This window comes from Tardiphaga sp. 862_B3_N4_1, from assembly GCF_051811085.1.
Taxonomy (GTDB): Bacteria; Pseudomonadota; Alphaproteobacteria; order Rhizobiales; family Xanthobacteraceae; genus Tardiphaga; species Tardiphaga robiniae.
In genome coordinates this window covers 2,152,012-2,163,907 of the sequence record NZ_JBPWQB010000001.1, presented here as the reverse complement: position 1 = coordinate 2,163,907, position 11,896 = coordinate 2,152,012, and the positions used below count along the sequence as shown (strand labels likewise).

Sequence of the window (11,896 nt, the reverse complement as noted above, 5' to 3'; positions counted from 1 at the left end):
CCCGATTCAGGAATCTGCCGCCTTGGCCCGACTGCCGGCGATATGGCTCGTGAGCTTCTGCGTCACCTCGCGCCGCAAAGCGTTGAACTCCGGCGATGCGACGTCGCGCGGGCGCGGCAGGTCGACCTCGATTTCGCAGTCGATACGGCCGGGTCCCGCGGACATCACGATGACGCGATCCGCCAGCATCACGGCTTCCTCGACCGAATGCGTCACGAAAATCACTGTGAGGCCGGTGGTACTCCAGATCTCGACGAGCTCCTCCTGCAGCTTGCTGCGGGTCAACGCATCGAGCGCACCGAACGGTTCGTCCATCAACAGCACATCGGTGTCGTTGCTCAGCACGCGCGCGATGGCGACGCGCTGCTTCATACCGCCGGAGAGTTGGTGTGGATAGCGATCGGCAAAGGCCGTTAGCCCGACCATGGCCATGAACTTGTCGGTGAGTTCGTCCACAACCTTGCTCGCGACACGGCGATGTTTGGGGCCGAAGCCGATATTGTCGCGCACGGTCAGCCACGGAAACAGCGCATAATCCTGAAACACCATGCCGCGATCCGGGCCCGGCTTGTCGACCGAAAAGCCGTACATGGTCACCGAGCCCTGAGAAGCTTTCTCGAAACCGGCGACGATGCGCAGCAATGTGGATTTGCCGCAGCCCGAGGCTCCGAGCAGACAGACGAACTCGCCCTTGCGGATGGTGAGGTTGACACCGCGCAACGCCTCGACCGGACCGTTGGAGGCCTGATAGACTTTCCCGACGTCGCTGACCTCGAGGATATCAGGCGCAATTGTGGTTGGTCGATCAAGCATGATGCTGTGGGCTCCAGCGAAGGAAGTAGTTGCTGAGCATCAGCAGGATGCGATCCGACACGAAGCCGGTGATGCCGATGATGATCATGCCGGTGATCACGAGATCGGTGCGCGACAGTGTGCGGCCATCCATGATGACAGCGCCGAGCCCTTCGGGCACGCCGGTCATCTCGCCGACCACGATCAGTATCCAAGCGAAACCGGCACCGAGACGAAGGCCGTTGAAGATGCTCGGCAGCGCTGCCGGTAAAACGACGGAGCGGAACTGCTGCGCGCCGCTGCAGCCGAGCATTTCCGCAGCCTCGAACAGCCTGATATCGACGGATCGCACCCCGAACACGGTGTTGAGCAGGATCGGAAAGAACGCGCCGAGGAATACCAGGAAGATCGCCGCGCGCGGGCCGAGGCCAAAGAAGATCATCGACAGCGGCAGCCATGCCGTCACGGGGATCGGTCGCAGTAGTGACAGCGTAGGGTCGAGCAGCTTGCGCAACAGCGGCATGCGCCCGATCATCAGCCCGAGCGGAATGCCGACCGCCGCCGCACAGAGAAAGCCGCCATAGACACGCTGCACGCTTTTCCAGAAATGGATCGGCAGGCTGGCGCTGTACGCGTCGTCATAGATTCCGCCGAAAGCAAAATCCCACATCATCACGGCGACGCCATAGGGCGACGGCACCAGCCGCGTGCCTGTCCAGCGCACCATGACGTCCCAAATCACCATCAGGCAGACCGGCACGATCAGCGCGAGTGCGACTGTGCGCGCCCGCTGCACGCCCTGCCCGCGCTTACCGGCCGCAGGCACCGGGATTTCCGCTGCCGGCGCAAGCTGGACCCTGTTGGACGTATCGTCCATCGTGCTTTGCAGGCTCACGATGCGCTCACGTGGCCGCCAGCGCCTTCACGAAGCTAGCATCGATGAAGGTCTTGTAGTCCGGCAACTGCCGGATCTGCTTCTTGGACAGCATCTGGCCACCGTAATATTCCGCCTGCTTCATGAACTGGTCGTCGATATTCCAGGTCAGCTCTACATTCGGCGCTGCCTTCTCGATCGACGGCTTCTGCTGGCCGAGCTTCTGCATGGCGATGGCGATAAAGGCCTCGCGGTCCTTCATGGCATATTCGCTGGCCAGGCGGTGGGTCTTGAGCAGCGCCTTGATGAGCTCGGGATCTTTCTCGATCAGTTCGCGGCGCGTGGCCAGCACCATGTTCAGCGAACCGGTCGGCGTGGTGTAGGGATATTCGACGATCTGGCCGACGCCATTGGCGAGGCTGATGCCCGGGCCGGGCTCGGCGCCCACATAGGCGTCGATGTCGCCGCGGGCTAGCGCCGGCGCCATGTCGCTGAACGACAGACGCACGGACTCGACGTCCTTCACCGTCATGCCTTCGGCGGAGAGGCGATCGAGGATCACGACTTCCTGGGTCGAGCCCGGCAGGATCGCGACCTTCTTGCCCTTCAGGTCCTTGATCGTGTTGATCCCGGAATCTTTCTTGGCGACGACCGCCATGCCCCGATTGCAGGCAGATGCGATGACGACAACCGGCTCGCCATTGGCGCCGCCGAGCGTCGCCGCGGCAAAACCGAAGATGCCGAAATCGACGGTGCCGGTCACGACGGCATTCTTGCCGTCGGTCGGGGTTTCGAACGGGATCACCTCGAACTTGACGCCATCAGGCGCGAATTTCTCGTAGAAATACGGCGTGACGCCGTGGATGAGCTTCAGCGTTCCGATCTTGACCACGCGGTCAGCGGCGAAGGCCTTGATGCTGGTCGTGGACAGCGCCGCGGCAATGGCCGTCAGGCGGATGAAATCACGTCGGTTGGTGCTGTACATGTCATTCCCTTGGGCTGAACCGTGTGTCAGCCCAAAAGGAATGCAATAACCGTGCCTCGTATACAGCTATCGGTGGAGTGTGCCCTCACCCGCAACGGATCATAATCGGGAGGAGCTCACCACGTCGCGTCCAGCCCGAGCAGTCGCAGGATCTGCCGTCGCAGCTCGGCCAGATGCGGATCGCCGCGATGGCGCGGATAGGGCCGGTCGACCGTGATATCCGCCGTTACCCGCGCCGGACGATCGCTGAACACGATGACGCGATTAGCGAGGAACAGCGCCTCCTCCACGTCATGGGTCACCAGCAGTGCCGTGAAGCCGTTGCGCTGCCACAGCGACACCAGTTCGGCCTGCATGGTGATGCGTGTCAGCGAATCCAGTTTGCCGAGCGGCTCGTCGAGCACGAGGATGCGCGGATCGTTCACCAGCGCCCGCGCCAATGCCACGCGCTGTGCCATGCCGCCCGAGAGCTGATGCGGATAGGCCTTCCGGAAGGCTCCGAGGCCGACGAGATCGATCGCCGCATCGACGCGGTGACGCTGCGTCTTGAGTACGCCCTGCGCTTCCAGCCCGAGCGCAACATTGTCCCACACCGTCCGCCACGGAAACAGCGTCGGGTCCTGAAACACGACAACGCGGGACGGGTAAGGGCCGGTGATGGCGACGCCATCCTCATCCAGCGTGCCGGCACGCGGCGGCTCGAGACCCGCCACCAATCGGAGCAGCGTGGACTTGCCGCAGCCGGACGGGCCGAGCAGCGCCACGAACTCTCCGGACGCAACGCTGATGCTGACATCGTCGAGCACCGGCAGCACGCTGCCATCGATGTCGAAGGCGTGGCTGACGCCCTTGACGTCGAGCGACGCGCCCGTCGCCGCTGGCTTGAATGCTGTCGCCAGCGCTACCATTTGACGACACCCTTCTGCCAGACCAGCAGCCGGTCACGCACCTTGAACAGCAGCGTGATCGCGCCGGAGCACAGCAGCGACATCACGATCAGTGCCGCGTACATGTTGTTGTAGGACGCCCAGCCCTGCGCCCATTGCAGATAGAAGCCGAGGCCCGCCTTCACGCCGATCATTTCGGCCACGACCAGCACCGCGAAGGATGCGCCGAGCCCCATGAACAGACCGACGAACACATGCGGCAGCGCCGCCGGGATCGCGACCTTGGTCACCAGGAAAGACGGTTTTGCGCCAAGCGTTCGTGCGACGTCGTAATAGGCGGTGCTGACGCTGGCCACGCCCGACCAGGTCAGCACTGTCACCGGAAAGCCGGTGGCCAGCGCGATCAGAAACGTGCTGGCGCTCCAGGCGGACGGGAACGTGAAGAACGCAATCGGCAGCCAGGCAGTCGCCGGCAATGGTCCGATGAAGCGCAGGATCGGATGCACCCAGTAACCCGCGAGCCGCGACCAGCCGATGGAGACGCCGGTGAGGAAGCCTACGACCGCGCCGATGAAGTAGCCGCCAAGCTGCAGCTTCACCGAGGCGAAAGCGCTATCGAGCAGCTTCGGCAGGTCGTCGGTATAGACCTCGACGATCGACTGCGGCGGTGGAAAGAACGGCAGCGGCAGCCAGCCGAATTTCGCCGTCGCAAGCTCCCACAGCGTCAGGAACACTCCCAAGGCAAACAGCCAGGGCGCGCGTCGCTGCACGCCGTCGCCGAATTTGCCGAGTGCTGCCTGCGCCGTGGTCGCAATCGCGATGCCGCCAGCAATCGCGAATGCCGTATAGGCTACAGCCTCGGTGCGTGGCCAGTCGCCGATATCCGGCCATCGCAGGCACGACAGGCCGAAAGCCAGCCAGGCGAGCCCTGCCCCGATCCCCGTGATGCTGAAACGAAGCTTGTTGACGAATTGAAGTCCACCATCGCCAGCAATAAGCGCGGTCTCGCGGTCACCGCCAAGCGATGAGATCTCAGACGCGGAATACGTCGGCATAGATGCGCTCCGCGAATTTGGTGGTGTCGGTTGACGGCTTGAACACGGAAACCGTCTTGAGATCGTCAGCGTAGGATTTCAGCTCGCGCTTCAGCGCATCGCCCACGGGGTGATGATGATGGGTGTGATACTTCACCATACCCAGCAGATCTTCGACGGTGGCATTCTTCGGCGCATAGGGCTGGAACGACTTCGCAGCCTTCTCAGGATTCTGCGATGCGAACATTGCGGCATCGAGCAATGCCTGCGTCAGGCCGCGCGCGACCAGTGGATCGTCACGCAGTAGGCTGCCACGCACACCGACGATGCAGCAGCTGATATCCTTGTAGGGGCCATCGAGATTGGAGCCGACTTCCTTCAGCTCGCCATCCTTGAGCCAGAGATAGGCCAGCGGATCGGAGGCGAGCCCGATTTGTGCTTCGCCCTTCTCCACGGCGAGCCGCACGAGGTTGCCGGGATATTGCCGCCACTCGACGTCCTTGTCCGGATTAAGTCCGGCTTTCGCGAGCTGGATCGAGAAGAAGTTCTTGTCGGGGCCGGCCATATCGCCGACGGCGATGGTCTTGCCCTTGAAATCCGCAACGCTCTTCACCTCCGACTTCGCCGGCGCCAGCGCGCGCAGGCAGCCGCCATGGGTACCGGCGACGATCTTGACGTCGAAGCCCTGCTCCAACGGCTTCAGCCAGCGCAGCGCCATACCCAGGCCCGCATCGGATTTCCCCGTGGCGATGGCTTCGAGAAGCTGGTCCGTCGAGCCGCTGTAATTGACCAGCTCGACATCGAGGTTCTGCTTCTGGAAGAAGCCATGATCGATGGCGACCGGCAGCGGCGCAAGGCAGACCGCGCCGGCATTCCAGGAGAGCTTCAATTTACGCGGTGCACCGGTGAGCGCGGGCGCCTCCGATGCGGTCCTGCAGATTGGAAATTCGGAAAAATCGATGGGTGACGCCTGCCGGAACGGGAACGCCTGCGCGCCCCATACGCCGAGTGGTGCGGCCAATGCTGCTGCAGCGCCGCCGCGCAGCAGCGACCGGCGATCCATCAGCGGCTTGCGGTTGTGATCATCGTTCGACATCTGGTCTCCTTGCGATCGGCACAGCGCTGCCCATGGCCGCAACGGATGGTGTTGCGGCTCGCGCTGATGCGATGGTCAATGTGTTGAGTGGAAGCTCAGCCGTGAGAGTCCGCCGACTCCCGCCCCTGTGATTTCGATGGTACGAGGATGCGCAGCGCGGCGGCTTCGGTCAATAAAATGGAATTTTGAATGTCGCGCAGGTTGGAGAGATTATCTCCAATGAGAGCAGCGCCGGGAGAGAACGCAATTTATCGCTGAGGAAGCGTTCTACTGATGACGCAGTTGAAGCAAAACAGTTCTCTCGCAAACGCGCGCTCCCCTCATGGTGAGGAGGCGCGAAGCGCCGTCTCGAACCATGAGATGCCGGCGCTCCGAGTCTGCGGCCATCCTTCGAGACGCCCGCTAACGGCGGGCTCCTCAGGATGAGGGCTAGAGATATCAATATACGTCGAGCTGAAACCGCCCCTTCTTCTTCAGCTCACTGACGAACGTCACCGCTTCATCAGTCGAACGCGCGCCATGCTGGGCGGCGATATCGACCAGAGCCCGCTCCACATCCTTGGCCATGCGCTTGGCATCGCCGCAGACATAGACATGAGCGCCTTCGGCGAGCCACGTCCAGACGTCGCGGCCGACCTCACGCATGCGATCCTGCACGTAGAATTTCTCACCGGCGTCACGCGACCAGGCCAGCGACAACCGTGTGAGGAAGCCTTCGGTCTTCATGCCATTGAGTTCGTCGGCATAGAAGAAATCCGACCCGCTGCGCTGATGGCCGAAGAACAGCCAGTTCTTGCCCGGCGCCTTGGTGGCCTTGCGGTCGTGCAGGAACGCCCTGAATGGCGCGATGCCGGTGCCCGGCCCGACCATGATGATCGGCGTCTCCGGATTTTCCGGCAGCGCGAAACCGTGCGCCTTCTGGACATAGACCTTGAGCTCGTCGCCGGGCTGAATGCGATCGGCGAGGAAGCTCGAGGCCAGACCATGGCGCTTACGCTTGCCGACCATATAGCGAACGATATCGACTGTCAGCGACAGTTTGCCGGGCGTGGCGTTGTGCGATGACGAGATCGAGTAGAGCCGCGGCTGCAGTGGCTCAAGCGCCTCGATGAAAGCTTCCGGGTGCGGCCGCACGCCGGAGAATTTCTGCAACGCAGCCATCACGTCGAGCGTCGCGGCATCACCATCGGGGTCCTCGCCCTGGGCCAGTGCGCGTGCCTTGGCGCGCTGCGCTCCGCCGGTGAGATAGGACATCAGCTCGAACAGCGAGTCCGGTGCCGGGGCCAGCGAGACGTCGTATTGCAGCACTTCACGCAGCGTCTTGCCACGCACCTCCGTCGTATGCGACGCGCCGAGCAGAGCGATGATCTGGTCGACGTGACCGAGATCGTTCGACGCAAAGATGCCGAAACTGTCGCCGACGACGTAATCGAGGCCGCAGCCCGACAGATCGAAATCGATATGCCAGGTCTCCTTTTCGGAGCCTTTGCCATTGAGCAGGCGGCGGCCGAGAAACACGGCGGATGCGGGATTGTCGCGCGAGCGTCCGAGCGTCGACGGATCCGGCACAGCAACTTCGGCCGGCTCCGCAGCAGTCGTCGCTGCTGCCGCGGGCGCAGCACCGGCCGGTGCTTTGTCGAGCTCTTCATAGAGCGACTTCAGCATCCGCGCGGTTTCCTTGCCGCCCGGCACGCACAGGTTCAGCCGCGCCTCGGCTTTCGAGGCAATCGCGTCGGAATAGTCGTTGCAGTTATAGCCGCACTGGCCGCAGTCCTGCTGCGCCATCGCCGCCATCATCTTGCGACGAACCGGCTTGCCTTCGGCGAGCTTCATGCGATCGGCGATCGGCATGGTCTGGTCATGCCACGGCGCGCCGTCGTCTTCCTCCATGATCGCGGCGCCCTGCTCGGCAGAGAGCGGCGTCGCCGGCGCATCGGACAGCAGGCCGGCGAAGAAGCCGTTCAGCCAGGAGCGTTGCGCTTCCGAGAACGGCGCAGACGCAGGAATGATCTCGAGTTTGGGCGGCGGCGTCATCTGGTTCATGCGGACACCTGTTCATCAGCGAGCTTACGCAACGAAGCCGCGTCGTGACGGCGCGAGAAAGTGAGGAACGTCTCGTCCGGCGACGCGCGGTGGGCGAGATAGGCTTTCAGCAGCCGCTCGACGACAACAGGCGCGTCCTCGGACTTCACGTTCTGATAGACCTCCTGCCCGACATCGGCCTGCGGGCCGAAACCGCCGCCGGTGAAGATGTGAAAGCCATCCACGGTGTCGTCGCTATCGTCCAGCGCCACGCGCGCGCCGATCATGCCGATGTCGCTGATGTAATGCTGCGCGCAGGAATGATGGCAGCCGGTGAGATGGATGTTGATCGGCGTATCGACCTCGACGCGCGTATCGCACCATTCGGCGATGGTTGTTGCCGTGCGTTTGGTATCCGCATTGCCGAACTTGCAGCCGGCGCGGCCGGTGCAGGCGATCAGGCCGGCGCGGATCTCGGTGGTCTTGATGGCAAGGCCGAGGGCTTCGATGGCCGCAGTCGCCAGCGCGACATTCGCGTCTTTCACGCCGGGGATGAGCAGGTTCTGCCACACCGTGAGGCGGATATCTCCGTCGCCGAGATCGGCCGCAATCTTCGAAAGCCCCCGCATCTGATCGGTCGTCACCTTGCCCAGCGGCAACACGACGCCGATCCAGTTCAACCCGTCCTGCTTCTGTCGGTGCACTCCGATATGCGCCGTGCGGTCGACGCTTGGGCGCGGCAGCAACGCGTCCGCCGGAACGCGGGTAAACGGCGCGCCGAGCTTCTCCTCGACGATGGTCAGAAACTTCTCCATGCCCATGCCGTCGATGACGTATTTCAGCCGCGCTTTAAGCCGGTTGGTGCGGTCGCCGAGATCGATGAAAACGCGCACGATAGCGTCGGAGACCTTGGTGGAGTCCTCCGGTCTCACGATGATGCCGGTATCGGTAGCGAAATCCTTGTGGCCAGTGATGCCGCCGATGCCGAGCTTGAACCAGACGCCGGGCGCGGCGCCGAAACCATCTTTCACTTCGACTGCCTGGAAGGCGATGTCGTTGGTGTCCTCCAGCACGGCGATCTTGCCGGCGCCGTCGAAGGCAACGTTGAACTTGCGCGGCAGGCCGGTGAGCGTGCGGTCATTGAGGATGTGATAGTGCCACTCGCGCGCATAGGGGCGCGTGTCCAGCAGTTCCTGCGGATCGATGCCCGCGGTCGGCGTGCCCGTGACGTTGCGGATGTTGTCGGCCCCGGAGCCGCGTGAGCACAGACCGAGATCCTGGATACCTTCGATCAGTTTCACCGCATTTTTCGGCGGAATCTCGCGCACCTGCAGATTGGCGCGCGTGGTCACATGCGAGAACGGACCGCACAACTCGTCACTAAGATCGGCAAGACCCGCAAGCTGCCAGTGCTTCATGATGCCGTTCGGGATCCGAAGCCGGCACATATAGGAGTCCTGCGTCGGACCCACATAGAAGATGCCGTAATAGCGCCACCGAAAATTGTCGGCCGGCGATGGCCGCGCATCGATCGCGGCCTGATCGCGCAGCCGCGGATAAGCGTCGAACGGATGTTCCTCGCGCTTCCATTTCTCCTGCTCAACCAGCTTCTTGCCCGATGCAATCGTGCGATCCTGCGCCTTGATATGCGGCGCATCCGGTCCGGTCGGCTCCGCATTGGCTTTGGCTGACGCGCCGCCGCCGAGACCCTTGCCGACACGGTTGATCTGCAGCCCCGTCGAGAAGCCTTCGAGGTAGCGCTTCTGTTCGTCAGTAAAGTCGATGGAGAGCGTTTCAATTTTCATGCGGGACGAAGCTCCTGCGGGCCACAGCGTGGCTTCAACGGGGATAAGGATCGCGGACCGCACAGGCTCAGGTCAGCGCGTCGCGCCGGCTTGAATTCTGGAAGCGATCCGATCAGCCTCGTTGCTGCGGAAATCCATCTGAACTGGCCGGCGGGCATCAGCGAACGCCGGTCGACTAGAGACATTCAAGTCTCGTGCCAGATTGTCCTCGGAGGAAAAACGTCAAGAAATCAGGGGATTGAGGTCGAGGTCGGGCCGAACCCGGCCGTTCGGTGCCAGCGTTTGTGCACCGCACGCTCAATAATTAGACGGTGGGAACGTCAATGGCAGCTATCGTTGCGAAGGCCCCGCGCGACGAAGCGATCCAGCCTGGGCTCGTGGGCATTCGGATTGCCGCCTCGGTAAGAGGAAAGCTGGAGAACCAGCTTTCCTTGACCTCATCATGAGATGCAAAAGTGAGGGCGGGCCTAAGCCGTTAGACCGCCTCGAACGCCGCCAGATCAGCGGCTCCGTCGTCCAGCACTTGCGTCTGCCGCAGCATGTCCTCGATGCCATCTATCGCGCGACCCACATCGACCGTCGACGTGTCGATCCGCAGCTCGACCGTCTCCGGCGCCTGATAGTCGTTGGCGATACCGGTGAAGCCCGGCAGGTCGCCCGCGCGGGCCTTGGCGTAATGCCCCTTGGGATCGCGCTGCTCGCAGATCTCCGCCGGCGTCGCGACATAGATCTCACGAAATGCGGTATCGACCGCGCTGCGGGCCTCGGCGCGGTCGCCGCGCGAGGGTGAGACAGCCGCAACGATGGCAATATGACCGTTGCGGGCGAGATGGCCGGCCATCTCCGCCAGGCGCCGGACATTCTCGCTGCGATCGGCGGCGGAGAAGCCGAGGTCGCGATTGAGTCCGGCGCGCAGCGTGTCGCCGTCGAGCAGGATCGGCGAACCGCCTTTGGCGAACAGACGGTGCTCCAGCGCCCGCGCCAGCGTCGACTTGCCGGATCCCGGCAATCCCGTGAACCACACAACTGCGCCTTGATGGCGATAGCGCGCCGAACGTTCCTCAGGCTGCAGTGCCGACTGCACCGGCACGATGTCCGATGACACGACGCGTTGGGCAGCATCGATGGACAGGACGAGACCGCCACCGGCGATCCGGCCGCCGACCTCGATCACGAGACGTCCGGTGCGCGGATTGTCGACATAGCGATCGGCCGCGACCGGTTGCGACAGTGCGATCTCGATTTCGCCGACGTGATTGCGGGCGATCTGTTTGGTCTCGACACTGGCCAGTTCGCCGGGATCGATTGCCTTCTCGATCGCGACCACACGGCCGCGCACTTCGCGCACGCCGAGCCGCACCAGGATCGACGATCCCTCTGTCAGCGGCTGATCGTGCAGCCAGAAGATCCGCGCCCGCAGTCGTCGTGTATCCGATGGCACCGCGCCAGCATGCGCGATCACGTCGCCGCGCTCGACGAACAGTTCGCGGTCGAGCGTGATACCGACGGATCGCCCTGCCCCGTGCTCGCCTTCCAGCGGCATCGCCGACCAGCGCTCCACGCTCTTGATCTTTGCCCGCTTGCCGGCGGGCATGATCACCACGTCGTCGCCGACAGCCAGATGACCGGCCTCGATACGCCCGGCCACGATGCGCCGGTCGTCGAACTTGTAGATCGCCTGTACCGGTAGCCGCAGCGGCAATTCATCAAGCGCGAGTGCCGGCTTCAACGCATCGAGAGCCCCCACAACTGTTGGCCCGCGATACCAGCCGATACGGTCGGTATGGGTGGCCACGCCATCGCCATCCCGCGCCGAAATCGGAATCACCGCGGCGGGCGTGACGCCGAGTTCGATGAGATGCGCCGAAATTTCGTCGCTGATCGCCTGGAAGCGCACAGCGCTGAAATCGACGCGGTCCATCTTGTTGACGACGACGGCGACCTGCTTCACGCCCAGCAGATGCAGCAGATAGGCATGGCGCCGGGTCTGATCGCGAACGCCTTCCAGCGCATCGACGATCAGCACGGCGCCATCGGCCTGCGATGCACCGGTGATCATGTTACGCAGAAACTCGGCGTGGCCGGGCGCGTCGATCAGAATGACGTCGCGCAATTTGGTGCGGAAGCGGATCTGCGTGGTATCGATGGTGATGCCCTGGTCGCGCTCGGTCTGCAGTGCATCGAGCAGGAACGACCATTCGAACGGCATGCCGCGCCGGGCGCTAACCGCCTTCAGCATCTCCAGCTTGCCATCCGGCAAGCCGCCGGTCTCGTGCAGCAGGCGACCGACCAGCGTCGACTTGCCATGGTCCACATGGCCGACGATGACGATGCGCAATTGCGGGCGCGTGGTGCCGTTGGGCATTCCGAGCGAGGTCGGATTGACGGGTTTGGTCATGGC

General features: G+C 63.3%; 9 protein-coding genes. All 9 read right to left on the bottom strand.

What is annotated here, in order from left to right:
* Positions 1-6 precede the first annotated feature (6 nt).
* Positions 7-813 carry an ABC transporter ATP-binding protein gene (locus AB8B02_RS10090; protein ID WP_439063844.1) on the bottom strand — a complete coding sequence of 269 codons (807 nt, stop codon included), beginning with the start codon at positions 811-813 and terminating at the stop codon, positions 7-9.
* A complete protein-coding gene (locus AB8B02_RS10085; RefSeq protein ID WP_439064622.1) occupies positions 806-1,669 on the bottom strand; it encodes an ABC transporter permease in 864 nt (287 codons plus the stop codon). The genes AB8B02_RS10090 and AB8B02_RS10085 overlap by 8 nt, the downstream gene beginning before the upstream one ends.
* A gap of 25 nt (positions 1,670-1,694) precedes the next feature.
* Positions 1,695-2,651, bottom strand: a complete 957-nt coding sequence (locus AB8B02_RS10080) for an ABC transporter substrate-binding protein (protein ID WP_175369094.1) — start codon at positions 2,649-2,651, stop codon at positions 1,695-1,697.
* Positions 2,652-2,767: 116 nt separating this feature from the next.
* A complete protein-coding gene (locus AB8B02_RS10075; RefSeq protein WP_175369095.1) occupies positions 2,768-3,559 on the bottom strand; it encodes an ABC transporter ATP-binding protein in 792 nt (263 codons plus the stop codon).
* Entirely contained in the window at positions 3,553-4,593 is a 1,041-nt protein-coding gene (locus tag AB8B02_RS10070) for an ABC transporter permease (RefSeq protein ID WP_175369096.1), read from the bottom strand. Before AB8B02_RS10070 ends, AB8B02_RS10075 begins: the two co-directional genes overlap by 7 nt.
* Positions 4,571-5,668, bottom strand: coding sequence for an ABC transporter substrate-binding protein (locus AB8B02_RS10065; protein ID WP_175369097.1), 1,098 nt, complete (start codon positions 5,666-5,668; stop codon positions 4,571-4,573). Before AB8B02_RS10065 ends, AB8B02_RS10070 begins: the two co-directional genes overlap by 23 nt.
* A 438-nt stretch (positions 5,669-6,106) precedes the next feature.
* Positions 6,107-7,711 carry a sulfite reductase subunit alpha gene (locus AB8B02_RS10060; protein ID WP_439063843.1) on the bottom strand — a complete coding sequence of 535 codons (1,605 nt, stop codon included), beginning with the start codon at positions 7,709-7,711 and terminating at the stop codon, positions 6,107-6,109.
* A complete protein-coding gene (locus AB8B02_RS10055; RefSeq protein ID WP_439063842.1) occupies positions 7,708-9,495 on the bottom strand; it encodes a NirA family protein in 1,788 nt (595 codons plus the stop codon). The genes AB8B02_RS10060 and AB8B02_RS10055 overlap by 4 nt, the downstream gene beginning before the upstream one ends.
* Before the next feature lie 475 nt (positions 9,496-9,970).
* Positions 9,971-11,893 (bottom strand): adenylyl-sulfate kinase, encoded by a 1,923-nt coding sequence (cysC, locus tag AB8B02_RS10050; RefSeq protein ID WP_439063841.1) that lies wholly within the window; start codon positions 11,891-11,893, stop codon positions 9,971-9,973.
* Positions 11,894-11,896 lie beyond the last annotated feature (3 nt).

Bases quoted from the DNA above. Each gene is read 5' to 3' on its own strand.
- AB8B02_RS10090 (WP_439063844.1), bottom strand. From the start codon at position 813: ATGCTTGATCGACCAACCACAATTGCGCCTGATATCCTCGAGGTCAGC.
- AB8B02_RS10085 (WP_439064622.1), bottom strand. From the start codon at position 1,669: ATGGACGATACGTCCAACAGGGTCCAGCTTGCGCCGGCAGCGGAAATC.
- AB8B02_RS10080 (WP_175369094.1), bottom strand. From the start codon at position 2,651: ATGTACAGCACCAACCGACGTGATTTCATCCGCCTGACGGCCATTGCC.
- AB8B02_RS10075 (WP_175369095.1), bottom strand. From the start codon at position 3,559: ATGGTAGCGCTGGCGACAGCATTCAAGCCAGCGGCGACGGGCGCGTCG.
- AB8B02_RS10070 (WP_175369096.1), bottom strand. From the start codon at position 4,593: ATGCCGACGTATTCCGCGTCTGAGATCTCATCGCTTGGCGGTGACCGC.
- AB8B02_RS10065 (WP_175369097.1), bottom strand. From the start codon at position 5,668: ATGTCGAACGATGATCACAACCGCAAGCCGCTGATGGATCGCCGGTCG.
- AB8B02_RS10060 (WP_439063843.1), bottom strand. From the start codon at position 7,711: ATGAACCAGATGACGCCGCCGCCCAAACTCGAGATCATTCCTGCGTCT.
- AB8B02_RS10055 (WP_439063842.1), bottom strand. From the start codon at position 9,495: ATGAAAATTGAAACGCTCTCCATCGACTTTACTGACGAACAGAAGCGC.
- cysC (WP_439063841.1), bottom strand. From the start codon at position 11,893: ATGACCAAACCCGTCAATCCGACCTCGCTCGGAATGCCCAACGGCACC.